The sequence below is a fragment of the Mycobacterium sp. 2-64 genome, from assembly GCF_035918375.1.
Lineage (GTDB): Bacteria > Actinomycetota > Actinomycetes > Mycobacteriales > Mycobacteriaceae > Mycobacterium > Mycobacterium intracellulare.
Window position 1 is genome coordinate 712,809 of sequence record NZ_CP142361.1, and the last position, 18,058, is coordinate 730,866.

Annotated in this window: 14 protein-coding genes; 6 read left to right on the top strand and 8 right to left on the bottom strand. The window is 69.2% G+C overall.

Going from position 1 to position 18,058, the window contains the following annotated elements; genetic code table 11:
- The first annotated feature begins 8 nt into the window (after window positions 1-8).
- Window positions 9-1,316, top strand: coding sequence for an NRAMP family divalent metal transporter (locus tag QGN31_RS03395; protein WP_014942942.1), 1,308 nt, complete (start codon window positions 9-11; stop codon window positions 1,314-1,316).
- A gap of 13 nt (window positions 1,317-1,329) precedes the next feature.
- Here QGN31_RS03395 and QGN31_RS03400 read toward each other — a convergent pair whose 3' ends face one another.
- The 3 genes from QGN31_RS03400 to QGN31_RS03410 all read right to left on the bottom strand — a co-directional run bounded on the left by QGN31_RS03400 (window position 1,330) and on the right by QGN31_RS03410 (window position 5,161).
- Entirely contained in the window at window positions 1,330-2,649 is a 1,320-nt protein-coding gene (locus QGN31_RS03400; protein ID WP_014383327.1) for a hypothetical protein, read from the bottom strand.
- Window positions 2,650-2,878: 229 nt separating this feature from the next.
- On the bottom strand, window positions 2,879-4,108 hold the full coding sequence (locus QGN31_RS03405) for a cytochrome P450 (RefSeq protein ID WP_008260994.1): 1,230 nt from the start codon (window positions 4,106-4,108) through the stop codon (window positions 2,879-2,881).
- A 153-nt stretch (window positions 4,109-4,261) separates the two neighbouring features.
- On the bottom strand, window positions 4,262-5,161 hold the full coding sequence (locus QGN31_RS03410) for an NYN domain-containing protein (protein ID WP_014385837.1): 900 nt from the start codon (window positions 5,159-5,161) through the stop codon (window positions 4,262-4,264).
- 66 nt (window positions 5,162-5,227) lie between these two features.
- Between QGN31_RS03410 and QGN31_RS03415 the strand changes: the two genes are divergently transcribed.
- Window positions 5,228-6,100, top strand: a complete 873-nt coding sequence (locus QGN31_RS03415) for an alpha/beta fold hydrolase (protein WP_014385836.1) — start codon at window positions 5,228-5,230, stop codon at window positions 6,098-6,100.
- 7 nt (window positions 6,101-6,107) lie between these two features.
- On the opposite strand, the gene QGN31_RS03420 is transcribed toward QGN31_RS03415, so the two are convergent.
- The 3 genes from QGN31_RS03420 to QGN31_RS03430 all read right to left on the bottom strand — a co-directional run bounded on the left by QGN31_RS03420 (window position 6,108) and on the right by QGN31_RS03430 (window position 10,828).
- Window positions 6,108-7,274: an FAD-binding domain gene (locus QGN31_RS03420; protein WP_014942941.1), complete on the bottom strand. Its 1,167-nt coding sequence runs from the start codon at window positions 7,272-7,274 to the stop codon at window positions 6,108-6,110.
- Window positions 7,271-8,521, bottom strand: a complete 1,251-nt coding sequence (locus tag QGN31_RS03425) for a cytochrome P450 (protein ID WP_014381171.1) — start codon at window positions 8,519-8,521, stop codon at window positions 7,271-7,273. The genes QGN31_RS03420 and QGN31_RS03425 overlap by 4 nt, the downstream gene beginning before the upstream one ends.
- 84 nt (window positions 8,522-8,605) lie before the next feature.
- Window positions 8,606-10,828 carry an FUSC family protein gene (locus QGN31_RS03430; protein WP_008260987.1) on the bottom strand — a complete coding sequence of 741 codons (2,223 nt, stop codon included), beginning with the start codon at window positions 10,826-10,828 and terminating at the stop codon, window positions 8,606-8,608.
- 81 nt (window positions 10,829-10,909) lie between these two features.
- Between QGN31_RS03430 and galT the strand changes: the two genes are divergently transcribed.
- The 3 genes from galT (at window position 10,910) to QGN31_RS03445 (ending at window position 14,003) form a co-directional block, all read left to right on the top strand.
- Complete coding sequence (galT, locus tag QGN31_RS03435) at window positions 10,910-12,025, top strand: galactose-1-phosphate uridylyltransferase (RefSeq protein ID WP_014942940.1); 1,116 nt, start codon at window positions 10,910-10,912, stop codon at window positions 12,023-12,025.
- Entirely contained in the window at window positions 12,022-13,113 is a 1,092-nt protein-coding gene (locus tag QGN31_RS03440) for a galactokinase (protein ID WP_014385834.1), read from the top strand. The genes galT and QGN31_RS03440 overlap by 4 nt, the downstream gene beginning before the upstream one ends.
- Window positions 13,114-13,313: 200 nt before the next feature.
- Window positions 13,314-14,003 (top strand): PAS and ANTAR domain-containing protein, encoded by a 690-nt coding sequence (locus tag QGN31_RS03445; protein WP_014385833.1) that lies wholly within the window; start codon window positions 13,314-13,316, stop codon window positions 14,001-14,003.
- Here QGN31_RS03445 and QGN31_RS03450 read toward each other — a convergent pair.
- Window positions 14,000-14,485, bottom strand: a complete 486-nt coding sequence (locus QGN31_RS03450; RefSeq protein ID WP_014385832.1) for a hypothetical protein — start codon at window positions 14,483-14,485, stop codon at window positions 14,000-14,002. The genes QGN31_RS03445 and QGN31_RS03450 overlap by 4 nt on opposite strands.
- Window positions 14,486-14,522: 37 nt before the next feature.
- Complete coding sequence (locus QGN31_RS03455; protein ID WP_041785223.1) at window positions 14,523-15,203, bottom strand: LpqN/LpqT family lipoprotein; 681 nt, start codon at window positions 15,201-15,203, stop codon at window positions 14,523-14,525.
- 199 nt (window positions 15,204-15,402) lie between these two features.
- Here QGN31_RS03455 and QGN31_RS03460 point away from each other — a divergent pair, with 199 nt between their 5' ends.
- The gene (locus tag QGN31_RS03460) at window positions 15,403-18,048 is read left to right on the top strand and encodes a GH92 family glycosyl hydrolase (RefSeq protein ID WP_014385830.1); all 2,646 of its coding nucleotides are present in this window, start codon (window positions 15,403-15,405) and stop codon (window positions 18,046-18,048) included.
- Window positions 18,049-18,058: the final 10 nt, after the last annotated feature.

An 18,058-nucleotide genomic window follows, 5' to 3' on the forward strand; every position in this document is an offset into this window, starting at 1 on the left:
ATCCACCGGTGACCGATACGACCACCCCGCCGGTGGCGGACGAATCCGAGGACCGGCCGCAAATACCGCTGCGCACCCGTGGCCGCTGGCTGCGATGGGGGCTGCTGTCGGTGTGGGGCCCCGGCCTGGTGGTGATGCTGGCCGACACCGATGCCGGGTCGCTGATCACCGCGTCGCAGTCCGGCGCCCAGTGGGGCTACCGGATGGTGCTGCCGCAGCTGATCCTGATGCCGGTGCTCTACGTCGTGCAGGAAATGACCGTGCGGCTGGGCATCGTCACCGGGCGCGGCCACGGCTCGCTGATCCGGGAGCGGTTCGGCCGCGGCTGGGCGTGGCTGTCGGCGTTCACCCTGTTCGCCTCGGCGATCGGGGCGTTGCTCACGGAGTTCGCCGGGGTGGCCGGCGTGGGTGAACTCTTCGGCGTCTCGCGCTGGGTGAGCATTCCGGTCGCGACCGTCGCGCTGCTGGCGCTGGCCCTGACCGGTAGCTACCGGCGCGTCGAGCGCATCGGCCTGGTCGTCGGCGCCGCCGAACTGGCCTTCCTGGTGGCGATGGTCATGGCCCGGCCCGCCCCCAGAGCCCTCGTGGACGGGTTGTCGTCGATGCCGCTCGGCAACTCGTCATACCTGCTACTGGTCGCGGCCAACGTCGGCGCGGTCATCATGCCGTGGATGATCTTCTACCAGCAGGGAGCGGTGGTCGATAAGCGCCTGTCGGAGAACACGATTCGCCAGGCCCGTTACGACACCGCCTTCGGCGCGGTGCTGACCCAGCTGATCATGATCGCGGTGGTGGTCACCATGGCGTCCACCATTGGGACGAGCGGCGCGCACGGCGGCGGCGCGGAACTGGAGACCGTCGGCCAGATCGCCCAGTCGCTCACGCCCTACCTCGGCCGAGTCGGCGGGACGGTGCTGTTCGGGCTCGGCATGCTGGGCGCGGCGCTGGTGGCCGCGATCGTCGCCTCGCTCGCGGGCGCGTGGGGGCTCGCGGAGGTGTTCGGCTGGAAGCACACGCTCAACGAGCGGCCCAACCGCGCCACCGCCCGGTTCTACATCACGTATTCGCTGGCGCACATCGTGGGCGCGGTGCTGGTGCTGGCCAGCGTCGACCTGGTCAATCTGGCCGTCGACGTCGAAGTCATGAACGCGTTGCTGCTGCCCATCGTGCTGGGCCTGCTGCTCGCGCTGGAAGCCAGGGCCCTGCCCGAGCAGTGGCGCATGCGCGGGCTGCACAAATACGTCACCCGCGCGCTGTGCTTCGTGACCATCGGGTTCGGCCTGTACATGGTTCCGCAGGCCCTCGGCTGGATCTGACCGCGGGCGACCGTCAGAACCAGGGCCCGGGGTAGTGGCCGTCCTGGTCTTGCACCATGACGATCTCCTTGCACTCGCCGTTGGACGACGGCGCGGTCTCGCCGCGGCACACCAGCGTCCATCCGGATATCCGCTCGAACGGGCGTGTCGACCAGCCGGACGCGACGGGATCCGTTGCAGGAAGGGCGATTACCGAGAACGTGCCGCCGCTGCCGGTGAGGTAGAGGTGGTCTTCGAAGAACGCCAGCTTCGAAATCGACATCTTCTTGGCGTCGTCGCGGCTCTTGAGCAAGTCCCACTGTTGGCTGCGCAGGTTCCACACCCCGAACCCGAACGAGGAGTTCTCCGAATTGTGCCCGTCGACAAACAGTTTCCCGTCGGACAGGGCCGCGCTCAGCCCGCCGCCGGAGATCCGGTCCGAATCGCCGATCTTGATGAGGGATTTGGCGTTGAGGTCATAGAACATCGTGGAGACGGCCGGTGGGTTGCGCGACTCCCGGTGGGTGATCTTCACAAGTTTGTCTGGGCCCTCGGCCAATTCGGCGTCCACGGATTGCGCGTCGTCGTCCTGGTAGATCGCCTCCCCGTTCGGGCGGCGCAGCTCGGCCCCCGAGGCCTTGCCGGGATCGGCGTTGCGGGGGAACGCAATGACGTCCTGCCAAACTCGGGCGGGCTGGGGATCGTCCCACATGATCGACAGGTCGGCGCCGGACAGGACCACGGTTCGGGGCGGCGACGCGGGGGCGTGCCCGTCGGTGAAGGCGTTCACCCACGCCACGCCCGAGGCGGTCGGGGCCAGTCCCCATTCCTTCGGCGCCGCCAACCTCAGGCCGGGGGTCGGCGGCTGCAGTTCTTTGGTGGCGACCTGGTGGCCCGAGGACCAGTCGTAGGAATACGCGGTGGTCCTTGAGATTTCGGGCGCCGGGGCCTGGGCGGGCTTGACGGTGGTGACCACGTAGACGACCTTGAGGTCGGCGGCGGCGCCGGTCAGCGCGCACATGGCGCCGGTGAGGTTCTCGCCGGCGGCGATCGTGGGGATGGCCGGCGCGACGTACTGTCCCGTCTTCGGGTCGAAGATCTTCGGCCGGATGTCGTCGAGTGCGGATTTGCCGGCCGAAAAGGTCTGCGGGCAGCCGAAATACGCCGTGCCGCCGTAGCTCTTCCAGTCCTTTTCCAGCGGGCCCGTGATCGGGGCGGGTCCCGCACGGGTGGTCGTTTTCGACGCCGACGTCGGCGCGGTGGGGGTCAGCGGGGGCGCCGACACGGTTTCCGAGCAGGACGACAGCGCCAGGCAGGCGACCGCGGCGGCCGCCGGTCCCCAGGTTGCGCGCATCGAAAACCCCCGTGAAGTTCGTGTAACCCCCGCAGCGTAAGGCCGCCCCGGCGCCACCGCGACTCGGCGGATTGCCAACGGCGTCGCGTTGGGTGTGAAGCCTTGGCTTTGACTGTGAAGCCACGGCGGCCGCGCTCGGCGTGTCGTCGCCCTCAGCGCACAGTCAAAGCCGTGGATTCACACCCGAATCCGCGAGCTCACACCCGAATCCCTGAGCGGCGCCGGATGCCTAGCGGTCGAACTCCAGCGGCAGGCTCAGCGGGCCGCTCAGCGTTCCCATCGGCTTCCACGGAGCCGGGCCGGCGATGCGCGGATTGCGCAGGCGGGCGGTCAAGACGGTCAGCGCCTCGGCGATCTCGCGCCTGGCCAGGTTGGCGCCCAGGCAGTAATGCGCGCCGCCGCCGAACGTCAGGATCGGCGGGGCGCCCTCGCGGGTGATGTCGACGCGGTCCGGGTCGTCGTAGACGGTGGGGTCGCGGTTCGCCGCCCCGGTGTTGAGCAGGACCATCGTGCCGGCGGGAAACACGTAGCCGTCGACCTCGGCGTCCTCGGCCACCAGCCGCAGCGTCCCGCACACGATCGGCGAGTGCCGCATGGTCTCCTCGACCGCGCGCATCGCCAACTCGGGTCGCCGGCGCAGCAGCTCCCACTGTTCCGGGTGCTCGCACAGCAGGTGCACCGACGCGGCGACCTGGTTGCGGGTGGTGTCCGTCCCCGCCAGCAGCAGCCCCCCGGCCAGCATGCGCAGTTCGGCCGCGTCGAGGCGGTCGCCCTCGTCCTCGGCGCGGATCAGGTCGGACAGCAGGTCGTCGGTCAGGCTGCGGCGGCGCCCGGCGACCATCTCGTCGACATAGGCGTCGAGTTGGCGCCACGCGCGCATCACGACGGGCTCCACTTCGGTCAGGTCGGCGGTGAAGCTGAACGCCTTGAACACGTCGTCCGCCCACAGCGAGAACCGTTGCCAGTCCTCGCGGGGCGCCCCGAGCAGCGCGCAGATGATCGGCACGGGATACGGGCGCGCGATGTCGGTGACGACGTCGCAGCGCCCGGCGCCGGCGACCCGATCGACCAGTTCGTTGAGCACGCCGACCATGGTGTCGTGCAGGCGCAGGGTGGCCTTCGGCGTGAACGCCTTGGAGGTCAGGCTGCGCAGCCGGTGGTGCGCGTCGCCCTCGAGGCACAGCAGGCTGTTGACCACCTTGTCCCACAGCGGGCCCGAAGTGATGCCCTGGACAAGGAGATTCAGGCCGGGCGGGATCTGGAACCGCGTGTCCCGCAGGACGGACCGGACCATGTGGTACCCGAGCACCTCGGGGCCGTGCGGCCCCAGTGCGACGGGCGCGTGTCGTTGCGCCTCCCGCAGGCGCGGGTAGACCTCCGCGGGTGTTTCGTCGTCACGGTAGGACAGAGTGGGCAGGTCGGCGTCGAAAACGCTTGGGGGAGCGGCACCGACGGTCATGACGGTCTCCTCATCGATCCCCCACCAGCTGCGGACGACTCCCAGACAATGTATGGCCACCCCGGGGCGCTGTCAACGATATCGATCCGCGCATCGGCGAAACGCCATACACCAGCGAGAAAATGCATTGCCGCGACGCGGGGGCGACGCCGCTCAATCCTGCGCGCGCAGCCGCACCATCCGCGTCGTCGACGTCTCGTCCAGCTCGACGATGTCGGAACGCGACCGCAAAAAATCGCTGAATGACCGGAAACCCAAAGACCTTTCGCTGAACGACGGATCCATGCGCCGCATCTGCGCCTTCACCGCGGAGTTGTGCAGCCAGTCGACGTCGTCTTTCTCCAGGCCGATCTGTAGCGCGCGCGTCAGCAGCGCGGTGGCGGCGGCCTGCGCGTCGGGCGGCTCGGGCTCCTCGGCCTGTGCCGCCTTGGTGCGCCCGCCGCGCCGCTTCGGCGGGGCGGTGTCGGCCGGCCCGGGCTCGCGGTCGAGCGCGGGAACCCCCGGCAGCGCGTCGTACACGACGAACTCCTCGCACGCGGCCGCCAGCGCCCGGCTCGACGCCCCGGCCACCCCGATGCCCACCACGTACCGGCCCAGCCTCTTACAGCGCTGGGCCAGCGGGATGTAGTCGGAGTCGCCGGCCACGATCACCACGTGGGTCAGGTCGGGCAGCCGGAACATGTCCTCGACCGCGTCGACGGCCAGCCGGATGTCGGCGCCGTTCTTGCCGTAGGCCGCCGCGGGGAACAGCTGCACCAGGTCGACCGCGCGGGCCACCAGCTGCCCGCGGTATCCGGCGTTGATATCCGCCGACCAGTCCGCATAGGCGCGGGTGAGCACCAGGGTCCCGAACGACGACGCGTAGTCGAGGATGGCGCCGACGTCGACCGTCGCCTGGCCCAACCGTTCGGAATGCTGCTCGAGCCCCTTGGCCTTGTCCTTCTGAAACGAGTTTCGCCCGTGTATCTGGTCGTACCGCGAGATCACGATGTTGTCGAAGTCGAGGTAGACGGCCACGCGGGCCGCAACCGGTTCGGTCATGCCCTTGATCATTGCTCAACGGGCGGGCATTTGCCCTGCCCGCGTCGTCAGCAGGGCCAAAGCGGGTACACAGCCCGAATGAGTGACATGAAGTTTCTCGAGTTACATGGGGATCGCATCGCCTATCGCGACGAGGGTGACGGCGAAGCGTTGCTGCTGATCCACGGTATGGCGGGGAGTTCGGAGACCTGGCGATCCGTGATACCGCAGCTGTCGAAGAAGTTCCGGATCGTCGCGCCCGACCTGCTGGGCCACGGCCAGTCCGCGAAGCCCCGCACCGACTACTCGCTGGGCGCGTTTGCGGTCTGGCTTCGTGATTTCCTCGACGAACTGGGTGTCAGCCAGGCCACCGTGGTCGGTCATTCGCTCGGCGGCGGTGTCGCCATGCAGTTCGTCTATCAGCACCCCGACTACGCCAAGCGGTTGATCTTGATCAGCAGCGGCGGCCTGGGTCCCGACGTGGGATGGGTCCTGCGGCTGCTCTCGGCCCCCGGGGCGGAGCTGGTGTTGCCGATCATCGCGCCCACGCCCGTCCTGTCCGTCGGCAACAAGCTCAGGTCCTGGTTGACAAGCGCGGGCATCCAGTCGCCGCGCGGGGCCGAGCTGTGGAGCGCCTACTCGTCGTTGTCCGACGGTGAGACGCGCCAGTCGTTCCTGCGGACGCTGAGGTCGGTGGTCGACTACCGGGGCCAGGCGGTCAGCGCGCTCAACAGACTCTCGCTGCGTGAGGACTTGCCGGTCATGGCGATCTGGGGGGAACGCGACGGCATCATCCCCGTCGATCACGCGTACGCCGCGCACAAGGCTCGCACCGACGCCAGGCTCGAAATCCTGCCCGACGTCGGTCATTTCGCGCAGGTGGAGGCGCCGAACCAGGTGGTGGAGCTGATCGAGGACTTCATCGCCACGGGCGAGCGCCGCGACACACAAAGTCCGCAGCCGAGCTTGTGATCGGTGGCTAGATGCCGTAGTCGGGCAGCTCGAAGTCGTCGCGCACGTCGCGCGCGAGAAGCCGTGTCATCGGGGCGAAATTCATGGTGCGCAGCGCCAGGTCGCGGAACCACAGCCCGAATCGGGTCCGGGTGGCGAAGAACCCGATGAACCGCGCCGCGCCGGCCTGCTTGCCCTCGATGAAGGGACGCAGCCGCATCTCGTAGGCGTCGAACACGCGGCGATGGTCGCCCCCGGCGCGCCCGAGTTCGCCGGCCAGCACGTAGGCCTCGGCGATCGCCAGGCCGGTGCCCTCACCGCCGAGCAGCGAAATGCAGCCGGCCGCATCCCCGATGAGCAGCACGCGCCCCCGCGACCAGCGGTTCATGTGGATCTGGCTGACGACGTCGAAGTAGAGGTCGTCAACGTCGTCGAGCGCGGCCAGCATGTCGTGGGCTTCCCAGCCGCAGTCGGCAAAGGTGTTGCGCAGCTGGTCTTTCGGCGGTGTGTCGGTGCCGTCGTGGTCGGCGCGGAAGATGAACAGGAACGTGGTGCGGTCGCCGCGCAGCGCGAAACGCGCCAATTGGCGGCCGGGTTCGGCATAGGTGACGTAGGCCAGCTCGTCGCGCGGCCGGTAACGGTCGACCACGCAGGCCGCCACCTTGCAGCCCAGATAGCGCTCGAATTCTCGTTCGGGCCCGAAGACCAGGCGGCGCACGTTGGAGTGCAGCCCGTCGGCGCCGATCAGCAGGTCGAAATCGCGCGCGCCGCCGCGCTCGAACCCGAGTCGGACCCCGTCGTCGCGCTCGTCGACGAACGAGATGCTGTCGCCGAAGACCGTTTCGACCTCGTCCTCGATGGTGGCGTAGATCGCCGCGGCCAGATCGCCGCGCGGCAGGCTGGTGAAGTCGGCGCCGAGCAGGCGGCGAAAGACGTCGACGTCCACGTCCGCCTTGATCTCGCCGCGAGGGCCGACCGAGCGGAGCCGTTCCATCTCGTATCCGGCGGCGCGGATCGGCCCTTCGATGCCCATCCGCTTGGCCACCTGGTAGCCCACGCCCCAGAAGTCGATCATGTAGCCGCCGGTGCGCAGGTGCGGCGCCTGCTCGATCAGCGTCGGCGTGTGGCCGGTCCGATGCAGCCAGTGGGCGAGCGCCGCCCCGGCCACGCCGGCACCGCTGATGGCGATCCTCATGAGGCGACCGGGTGGCCGCCTCGGTAATCGACGGGCCAGTGCTTGATGCCGTTGATGAACGACGACCGCAGGCGCTCCGGATTTCCCAGCGGGGCCAGGTCGGGCAGCCGGTCGGCCAGCGCGTTGAACATCACATCGATCGTCATGCGGGCCAGGTTGGCGCCGATGCAGTAGTGCGCCCCGGTGCCGCCGAAACCGAGGTGCGGGTTGGGGCTGCGCAGGATGTCGAAGGTGAACGGGTCGTCGAAGACCTCTTCGTCGAAGTTGGCCGAGCGATAGAACAGCACCACCCGCTGACCTTCTCTGATGGCCACACCGCCGAGTTCGGTGTCCTCGCGCGCGGTGCGCTGAAACGCGGTGATCGGTGTGGCCCAACGGATTATCTCGTCGGCCGCGGTCTTGGGTCGCCGCGCCTTGAACAGCTCCCACTGGACCGGATAGTCGGTGAAGGCCATCATTCCCTGCGTGATCGAGTTGCGCGTGGTCTCGTTTCCCGCGACGGCCAGCGTGACCACGAACATGCCGAACTCGGCCTCCGACAGGCGCTGGCCGTCGGCATCGGCCTGAATCAGGGTGGTGACGATATCGTCGCCAGGTTCTTCGGCCTTGCGCGCCGCCAATTGCATGGCGTACCACATCAATTCGCCGGCCGAGGTCAGCGCGTCGTTGCCGGCGAATTCCGGATCGTCGCTGCCGATCATGTTGTTGGTCCAGTCGAACAGCTTGTCGTAGTCCTCATGCGGAACCCCGAGCAGCGCGGAGATGGCCTGCAGCGGCAACTCGCAGGCCACCTGGCGGACGAAGTCGCCCGACCCCGCCGCCGCGGCCTCGGTGACGATGCACCGGGCCCGCTCGGACAGTTCGGCGCGCAGCCGCTCGACCGCGCGCGGTGTAAAGGCCCGCGACACGATCCTGCGCAACCGGCTGTGCTCGGGGTCGTCCATCATGATCATCGACGCCCGGCCCGCCTCAATCTGCCCGGCCGCCAAGTCTTCCCGGTAACGCGGCACGATCGACTTGGCGGCCGACGAGAACACGTCGCTGCGCAGCGAGACGTCGCGGATGTCGCGATGCTTGGTCACCGCCCAGTAGCCGCCGTCGCCGAACCCGCCCTTATCCGGCGCCTGCTCGTTCCACCAGACCGGTTCGGTGGCGCGCAGTTCGGCGAACTCCCGCACCGGCAGCCGGTGCGCGTAGATGTCGGGATCGGTGAAATCAAAGCCCGGCGGGAGGTTCGGTGTGGCCATGGGATTTCTCCTCGGCTGTGGCTACGGACCGCGGCGGTCAGCACGATGGTAGCCGCGGCCGCGCGCGATCGGTAGCAAAGCGCCTCAGCGTGACGCGGGCTCGGCCGTCCGCACGCGTTCGCGTCCACCGAGGTTGGTGGCGGCGGTGATGACGGCCCGCTCGATCTGGCGAAGGGCGTGCACCGCGGTGAGGTACCGCCGGGTCTCGGGCCGCGGCTCGGCGCCGTGGCCGTCGCCGTCCTGTTGTCGCGCCAGGGTTTCCGCGGCGTCGAGGTCGTCGGCCGCCGAGACCAGGGTCGGTGCGTGACCCCCCTCGATGGCCTCCTGCAACGCCTCGATGTTGCGTCGCGTCTGGGCGGCGGCCGCCGAAAACGCCTGCGCCAGTTTCGGGGCCGGCGGCGGTGACCCGACGGGGTCCCGATACTGCTCGCTGCTGCGTGCCAGGCTGCGGCCGTATTGGTCACACGCGGTGAAGATGCCCAGGGCGCGGCGGATGCTGCGCCGCCCCGCGAGTCCGGCGACGCCCGCCAACAGCGGCTTGGCGGTGACCCGGAACTGCTGCAGATCCCGATCGACCTGACGCGCCTGCTCGGACGGGCTGGCGCCGCCCTCTCCGCACATGGTGGCGGCGCACACCTCGATCAGCGCCGACAGGCTCGTCAGGAAGGTGCGGGTGTCGGCGCGGATCGCGGTTCTGGTGTTCGTCGGCAACACGACGACGGCCACCGTCGCCCCGATGACGGCGCCGATCGCGGTCTCTTCGATCCGCAGCATGAGCACGCCGAAGGAGAACTGGCCGAGCAGGCCGTACAGCAGCGCCAGCATCGTGGTGATCCAGAAGGTCATCAGGCTGTAGGTGACCGTCATGAAATAGAAGGCGCAGAACAGACACACGAAAATGCCGGCGAGAGCGCCAATTTCGTGGCCGGTCAGCAGCGTGGCCACCAGCACGCCGGCGGGCACGCCGAGCAGGGTGCCGAGCAGGCGTTGCCAGCCCTTGGTCAGGGTTTCGCCCCACGAGTTGGTGCCGGCGAAGATCACGAACGCGGCGATCACCGCCCAATACCACCGGTCCGGCGAGACCAGCTCCCCGGTGACGATGGCCAGCGAGGCGGCGATACAGACCTGGATGGCTTGCCGGGTGGTCGGCAGCAGCCCGCCGGGGCGTGCCTCGTCGGCGGCCCCCTCCGGCGCGGCGCGCTCGTCGGCCGCCGGCCGCTCGCCGCCGGTTTCGTCAAGGGGGGCGCCGGCGGCCATCCGATCGACGATCGCCCGCACGTCGGACGTCGCCCCCGCGGCGTTGATGATCGCCAGGGCGAGGCGGCGGACCGCGGTGGCGCCCGGGTCGTCCTCGGCCGCGGCTCCAGCCTCGGGCAGCTCGTCCAGCAGCCGTTGCGCGCGGGCGGCCGCCCGCCGCAGCCCCTCGGGTTCGGGCAGGCGGATCGCGCGGGCCAGCTGCGAGAGCGCGTCGACGAGCGGGACCCGCGTGCCGATCGGGATGGATTCCGGGGCCTCACCCGCCACGGCGGCGGCCCGCCGACCGGCGGTGGCGACCCATTCGATGGCCAACTCGGCGTCCAGCAGCCAGGGGGCCAGCTGTTCGGCGGTGACGCCGGGCCACAGCGCGCCGGGATCGGCTTTGTCCTCGATCTGGCTCTGCACCAGCAGGGCGGTCTCGTTGAGCCGCGTGGTGCGCGCCCGCATGCGGCGGCGCCGCCGTTCGTCGAGGCGGCCCGTCCGCACCGCTTCGGCGGTGGTGTCGATGACGATCGCCATCCGCGCCCGCAGCGCCCGGATGGTGGCGCGCAGCACCCGCTCGGGGCGGTCGGGCAGCACGTAGGCGGTCATCACGTACGTGCACACCGTGCCCACCGCGACCGCCCCGATCATCCAGGGCAGCTCCGAGACGCGGGCCCGCAGGTACAGCGTGAAGAAGTACGACATGAACGCGACCATCCCCAGCGCCCTGCCGCGCGCCCCGAAGCGGCGGATGTAGGCCGCGGTGAACACGATCAGCACGAAGACGGCATCGCTGGCCACCACGTGCGGGGCCAGCAGCGCGGCGGCGGTGATGGCCAGCGCGGCGGGAACGGGCAAGAGCGCCATGGTGATTCGTTGCTGGCGCGGGTCGGGCTCGTTGACTGACCGCGACGCGACCATGGTGATGACGACGCCCAGCAGCGCGACGGTCAGGGGTTGTCCCGTCGCCCTGGTGAGGACGAAAAGGACCAGCAGCGAAAGGCCCAGCGCGGCCGTTGTCCGAGTCGCCATCCGCAGCCGAAGCAAGCCCGGATCGGAGCCGATCACCCAGTTGCGGGCGCGTTCGTACAGGACAGTTATTCCGGTGACCGCCTCTCTATCGCGTACCCCCATGGTTACCCGAACCGGGTGCCGGCGACCAAGCTAGTCTTCGACATCGTGACTGAGCCGACGCGAGCGAAGCTGGCTGACGGCCGTGACCTGCTGTTCTTCTCGCTGCCCGGGCATCGTCCGGCGCCGGTCGAGGACCGCCGGCCCCTGCCGCCGCGTACGGCCGAACAGTCGCAGTTGCGGTTCGACCGGACGACCGGGCAGTGGGTGATCGTCGCGGCGCTGCGCCAGGACCGCACCTACAAGCCGCCGCCCGACGCGTGCCCCCTGTGCCCGGGCCCGACCGGGCTGACCAGCGAGGTGCCCGCGCCCGACTACGACGTCGTCGTGTTCGAGAACCGCTTTCCCAGCCTGTCGGGCGCCGCGACGCCGCTTCCCGATCCCGGCGACGCCGACGGCTTCGTGTCGACCCCGGCGCCCGGGCGCTGCGAGGTGATCTGCTTTTCGGCCGATCACACCGGCTCCTTCGCGGCGTTGACGCCGGCGCACGCGCGGCTGGTGGTCGATGCGTGGCGCCACCGCACGGCCGACCTGATGGCCGCGCCGGGCGTCGAGCAGGTGTTCTGCTTCGAGAACCGCGGTGAGGAGATCGGGGTCACCCTCACCCATCCGCACGGCCAGATCTACGGCTATCCCTACCTGACGCCGCGGACGGTCGCCATGCTGGAGCAGGCGCGGGCGCATCGAAACAAGCACGGCGGCAACCTGTTCGGTGATCTGCTGGCCCGCGAGGTCACCGATGGGGGCCGCATCGTCGCGCGCAACGAGGTGTTCACCGCGTTCGTGCCCTTCGCCGCGCGCTGGCCGGTCGAGGTGCACATCTACCCGAACCGGTTCGTGCCCAACGTGATCGGCCTCGACGAGGACGAGCTGGACGGGTTCGTGGCCATCTACCTTGACGTGCTGCGGCGCTTCGACCGCATGTATTCCACGCCGCTGCCCTACATTTCGGCGCTGCACCAGTATTCCGGGGCCGGGGTCCAGGCGGACGGGTACTTCCACGTCGAACTGATGTCCATCCGCCGCAGCGCGACCAAGCTCAAGTACCTGGCGGCCTCCGAATCGGCGATGGACGCCTTCATCGGTGACGTCACCCCCGAAAGCGTGGCGCAGCGGTTACGGGAACTGCAGTGACGGTGCGCTACGGCGCGCCGGGACGGATCAACCTGATCGGCGAGCACACCGACTACAACCTGGGTTTCTCGCTGCCGATCGCCTTGCCGCAGCGCACGGTGGCGACGTTCAAGCCCGGCCCCGGCGACGCGATCACCGTGACCAGTGAGCGCGCGGACGCCCCGGTGCGCATTGCGCTCGGCACCGCCCCGGGGGAGGTGACCGGTTGGGCGGCCTACGTGGCCGGGGTGATCTGGGCGCTGCGCCAGGCGGATTACCCGGTGCCCGGCGGCACGATGTCGATCACCAGCGACGTGGAAATGGGCTCGGGCCTGTCCTCCTCGGCGGCCTTGGAATGCGCGGCGCTGGGGGCGATCGCCTCGGCCGCGGGCGTGCGCATCGACCGCAAGCACCAGGCCCGGCTCGCCCAGCGCGCCGAAAACGAGTACGTGGGCGCCCCAACGGGTTTGCTCGACCAGCTCGCCTCGCTGTTCGGCCGGCCGGCGACGGCGGTGCTGATCGACTTCGCCGACCTCGCCGTCTCGCCGGTGGCTTTCGACCCCGACGCCGCCGGCGTCGCCCTGCTGCTGATCGACTCCCGGGAGCGCCACAGCCATGCCGGCGGTGACTACGCGGCGCGGCGCCAGTCGTGCGAGCGCGCCGCCGCCGACCTCGGGGCGTCGTCGCTGCGCGAGGTCGGCGATCGCGGGCCCGCCGACCTGGGCGCCGTGCGGGACCCGGTCGATGCCCGTCGCGCCCGCCACGTGCTGAGCGAGAACCAGCGGGTCATCGATTGCGTTGCGGCACTGGGCGATGGGAACTACGCCGAGGCCGGGCGGATCTTCACCGCCTCGCACGCCTCCATGCGTGAGGACTTCGACATCACCACCGAACGCATCGACCTGATCGCGGCGGCAGCGGTGCGCGCGGGCGCGCTGGGGGCCCGGATGACCGGCGGCGGATTCGGTGGCTGCGTGATCGCGCTGGTGCCGATCGCGCGCGCGGGGGCGGTCGCTGAGGCGGTGCGGCGCGCCGTGGTCGACGCCGGCTTCGAACAACCCGTCGTCACCCGGACCCGGGCGGCCGCCGGCGCGGGTTCGTGCCAGTGAGCGCGCCGAAAACTTACTCGCCCGGCAATTTCTTGATTTCCGCAGTGACCACCGGTCAGAAACTGTAATCTCACGGCCATGGGGGTATCTCACTCCTGCATGTGCAGTTCCGGATTTCCCGCCCGGGGGTCGGCGATCCATTCGAGATCGCCCATGCACGCTGTTACCGGTCCGCTTGCCGTCGACGCGAAAAACCCACCGTGGCTTGGGAATTAGACCGCCAGGCCGCGGCGATCGAGCGCGGTTTGGCCGGCGCCGTTCCGCAGCGGGCCGGCTGGTTCCGCTTCTACTTCGAGGGCCACCGCTGGGTATGGTCCGACCAGGTCCAGCGCATGCACGGTTACGAGCCCGGCACCGTGACCCCCACGACCGAGCTGGTGCTGTCGCACAAACACCCGGCGGACCGGCCCCAGGTGATCGACGGGATCAACGACATGATCAGGCGCCGTCAGGCGTTCAGCGTGCGGCATCGCATTGTGGACACCCGCGGGCTCATCCACCACGTCATCGTGGTGGGCGACCGGTTCTGCGACGACAACGACGAGGTCGTCGGGACCCACGGCTTCTACATCGAAGTCACGCCGCCGCCCGCGCGCAACCGGGAGGATTCCATCAGCGCCAAGGTCGCCGAGATCGTCGGGCGCCGCGGGGTCATCGACCGCACCAAGGGGATGCTGATGCTGATCTACGGCATCGACGAAGACGCCGCCTTCACCATGCTCAAAACCCTGTCCCAATCGAAAAACACGAAGCTCGGCGTGCTCGCCCAACGCATCGCCGACGACTTCACGGCGCTGGGCAAGGAGGTCATCACGGCGCGTTCGCGCTTCGACCGGTGCCTGCGCGCCGCGCACCTGCGGGCGCCCGGCGGCCCGCCGGCTGACGGCTAACCGACCGGACTGAGCCGGACGGCCCCCAGGTGGAGCCGGTCGACCGCCTCGGCGAACTCGTCGCGGGTCGGAATGCGGTGATCGCGGAACCTCAGCCCGATCATGCGCTGCGCGCGCGCCACGCCATACGACTCGGCGGCGCGCAGCAAGAGATCGGAGACCGCGGCCCGGTCGCGGATGAGCTCGCCGCGCATCGCCGTCGTCGTGCCGTCGTACACCACATCGACGGGGCCGCCGTCGCGGAAGTTCTGCTTCCACGGCGCGCCGGTCAGCGCGTAGAGCTGACCGTCAATCAGGTGCGCGCTCAACGGAATTGAGTACGGACGCCCGGTCTTGCGCCCGGTGAAACTCAACACCATGAATTGCTTGCGCGCGGCGCCGGCAAGGGGGCTGCGCAGCAAAAGCCCCATCACCGGGTTGACGAGACGCAATAACGCCGACGGCGGATGCCCGGCATCGACCGCATATGACTGCTCTGCCATGCGTTTACCGTAGATCCCTGCGGCGCCGCACTACTTCTCAGCCGGTGATGGTGGTCTTTTCGTCGATGACCATGGCGGCGTCGATCAACGAGGCTTGATCGCTCTGAAGTCCATCGGCTTTGAGCAGGAGCACATAGACCGCCCCCTGCGCGGGGATCACCACCGTCTTCTGCGCCCTGACGCGGGTGTTGCCGGCCTTTTGGTAGGTACCGCCCAGCTGCCAGGCCTGGAAACCGCCGAGCGTGGACGCGGAACCAGCACCACCCTGGCCTTGGTATCCGGGCAGATTCTGCACCTCGCCCGGGGCGTATTGAAGGACCTTCGCCGGGTCGACGTTGCCGGTGAGCTTGGAGAACAGCGTCGCGATGGTGGGCGGATCGGAGGGATTGGCGGGCTGGCTTTGCACGATGCCGCCGTAGGAGGTGCCGGAGTCCTGGGTGAGTTGCCAGCCTGGGGGCACCGGCAGGTCGACGTTCGGACCGGGATCGCCGTGGTGGACGGGCGTCTGCGAGATGTTGTTGTCCTTGACGTAGTCGGCGATCGTGTAGTGGGCTTTCGCCGCCGGCGCCGCGCTGGTCTGCGACGAGGTCCCCGAGGAAGTGGACGTCGACGCCGACGTGGACGTAGTCGTTTTGTCAGCAGACTTGTGGTCGTGGCCGCAACCGACAAGCGCAAAACTCAGCGCCAAGGAGATGATTGCTAGAGGCAAGTGTTTCATTTATCCAGGCTTTCCCGAGAATTGGGCCGATACCAGCGCCAGCCACGCTGGATGACAGTAGCCGAAATGTGCCGCAAGTTTGCCGCTATCTTTTAGACATTTTGCTGCCTGTGCCGCGCCGGCCGCTCGTCAGTCAATTCATAGGGGAAACGCCACCGCAATGCGCCGCTGCGCGGTCGTATCGGAGTAAGAGACTTCTATGCGGTCACGAAGGGCGCTGATTGCGGTCATCGCGGCGTCGGCCGTCTTCATGACCTTCATCGCCGCCGCCCCGCCGAAGGGGTATGACGGCCCACCCGTCTTCGTGGCCAATCCGGTCGACCACGTCGCGACGCTCATCGGCACCGGCACGGGCGGCGAGACGGTCGGCGAGATCAACAACTTTCCCGGCGCCACCGTGCCGTTCGGGATGGTGCAGTACTCGCCGGACACCGTCGGCAACTACGCCGGATACAACTACGACAACCCGCGCTCGACCGGGTTCAGCATGACCCACGCGTCGGTGGGATGCGCTGCGTTCGGCGACATCTCGATGCTTCCGGCCACCGGCGGCGTCGGCCCGCAACCCTGGAACGCCTGGGAGACGATCGCCCACGACGACACCGAGCAGGGCGTGCCCGGCTACTACGCCGTGCGGTTTCCCGACACCGGCGTGAGGGCCGAACTGACCGCCACCGCGCACACGGGCGTCGGGCGATTCAGTTACCCGCGCAACGGCCGCCCCGCCCTGTTGCAGGTCCGCTCGGGCTCGTCGTTGGCGGGAAACTCCCGCGCGACCATCCAGATCGGGGAGGACAACACCACCATCACCGGCTGGGCCACCAGCGGGGGGTTCTGCGACAAGCCGAACGCCTACACGGTGTATTTCGCCATGAAATTCAGCCGGCCCTTCACCTCCTTCGGATCCTGGGACGGCGCCACGGTCTACGCCGGTGCCCGCAGCGCGAACGCGCCGTACAGCGGCGGCTACGTCGAATTCCCGGCCGGCACGACGCTCGAGGTGCGCACCGCCATCTCCTACGTCGGCATCGAGGGCGCGCGGGCCAACCTGGCGGCCGAGGACGCCGCCGGCTTCGACGACGTGCGCGCCGCCGCCTCGCGGGAATGGAACGCCGCGCTGTCCCGCATCTCGGTGGCCGGCCGGAATGTCGACGATCTGACCACCTTCTACACCTCCCTGTACCGATCCCTGTTGCACCCCAACATGTTCAACGACGCCGACGGGCGCTACGTCGGGTTCGACGGCGCTATCCACACCGTGGCCGCGGGCCACACCCAGTACGCCAATTTCTCCGACTGGGACACCTACCGGTGCCTGGCGGCGTTGCAGGCGATGCTCTTTCCGGACCGGGCCAGCGACATGGCGCAATCGCTGGTCAACGACGCCCAGCAGAGTGGTTCGCTGCCGCGCTGGGCGTTCGCCAACGCCGCGACCGGCGAGATGACCGGGGACAGCGTGGTGCCGTTCATCGTCAGCCTGAACACGTTCGGGGCCAAGGACTTCGACGTCCGTGCCGCGTTGCGCTACATGGTGGACGGGGCGACCAAGGGCGGGGCGGGGCTGGCCGGTTACGTGGAGCGGCCGGGCATCGAGACCTACCTGCGGTTCGGTTATGCGCCGTTCACCCTGGTATTCGGCCGTAACGGCTGGATCGCCGACGCCTCGATCACGTTGGAGTGGTCGGTCGACGACTTCGCCATCTCCCGATTCGCCGACTCGCTCGGGGACGCCGCGACCGCCGCCGAATTCCAGAATCGGTCGCAGTACTGGCAGAACCTGTTCAATCCCACCACCCGATCCGTGGTGCCCCGCAGCTGGAGCGGGTTCTTCCGCCCCGGCCCCGCGGTCGTGGTGTCCCCGGAGAACTTCGGCCAGGTCGGGTACGACGAGGGCAACGCCGAGCAGTACGTCTGGTCGGTGCCGCACAACGTCGCGGGCCTGGTGACCGCCCTGGGCGGCCGCGCGGCCGTGGCCGACCGGCTCGATCGGTTCACCGAGAAGCTCAACGTCGGCCCCAACCAGCCCTACCTGTGGGCGGGCAACGAGCCGAGTTTCGGTGTGCCATGGCTATACAACTACATCGGGCAACCGTGGAAGACCCAGCGCACGGTCGACCGGGTGCGTGGACTGTTCGCGCCGACCGCCGACGGGGAGCCGGGCAACGACGACCTGGGCGCGCTGGCCGCCTGGTACGTGTGGGCGGCGCTGGGCGTGTACCCGGCCACCCCGGGCACGCCGATCCTCACCGTGGGCGCGCCGCTGTTCGACCGAATCGAAATCGCGCTGCCCGCAGGCAAATTCCTCCGGATCTCCGCGCCGGGCGCGTCGGGGCCGCACCACCTCAAATACATCAGCGGCCTGAAGGTCGACGGCCGGCCCACCGAGCACACGTCACTGCCGGAGACGATCATCACCACCGGCGGCACGCTGACGTTCTCGCTCGCCGCCTATCCCGACAAGCGTTGGGGCACATCCGAAGCGGACGCGCCGCCGTCGTTCGGGGCGGGCAGCTCGGCGTTGACCGTCAACGTCGCTCAACCCGTCGTGACGATCGCGCCGGGGCGCACGGGCACGGTCACCCTCGACGCGCAACGGATGATCGACGGCCGCGACGTCCCCGACGGCTACACGGTTTCCGGCACGTCCACCGACGCCGGGATCACCGTGGCGCCCACGCCCGGCCGCTTCGGCAACGGCGGATCGGCCGCGGTTTCCGTCCCGATCACGGTGGCGCAGTCGGTTCCCGAGGACTACCACCTGGTGTACTTGACCACCACGGCCGGCGAAAGCGCGCGCAGGTCAACGGTTCTGGTGGTCACGCAGGCCGAATCCGGCAACTCCTGACCGGGATTCC

Excerpts from the sequence above, each read along its gene's own strand:
- QGN31_RS03415 (WP_014385836.1), top strand. The coding sequence starts at position 5,228 with ATGAGTGACATGAAGTTTCTCGAGTTACATGGGGATCGCATCGCCTAT.
- QGN31_RS03460 (WP_014385830.1), top strand. The coding sequence starts at position 15,403 with ATGCGGTCACGAAGGGCGCTGATTGCGGTCATCGCGGCGTCGGCCGTC.
- QGN31_RS03420 (WP_014942941.1), bottom strand. The coding sequence starts at position 7,274 with ATGAGGATCGCCATCAGCGGTGCCGGCGTGGCCGGGGCGGCGCTCGCC.
- QGN31_RS03405 (WP_008260994.1), bottom strand. The coding sequence starts at position 4,108 with ATGACCGTCGGTGCCGCTCCCCCAAGCGTTTTCGACGCCGACCTGCCC.
- QGN31_RS03425 (WP_014381171.1), bottom strand. The coding sequence starts at position 8,521 with ATGGCCACACCGAACCTCCCGCCGGGCTTTGATTTCACCGATCCCGAC.
- QGN31_RS03400 (WP_014383327.1), bottom strand. The coding sequence starts at position 2,649 with ATGCGCGCAACCTGGGGACCGGCGGCCGCCGCGGTCGCCTGCCTGGCG.
- QGN31_RS03450 (WP_014385832.1), bottom strand. The coding sequence starts at position 14,485 with ATGGCAGAGCAGTCATATGCGGTCGATGCCGGGCATCCGCCGTCGGCG.
- QGN31_RS03455 (WP_041785223.1), bottom strand. The coding sequence starts at position 15,203 with ATGAAACACTTGCCTCTAGCAATCATCTCCTTGGCGCTGAGTTTTGCG.
- QGN31_RS03410 (WP_014385837.1), bottom strand. The coding sequence starts at position 5,161 with ATGATCAAGGGCATGACCGAACCGGTTGCGGCCCGCGTGGCCGTCTAC.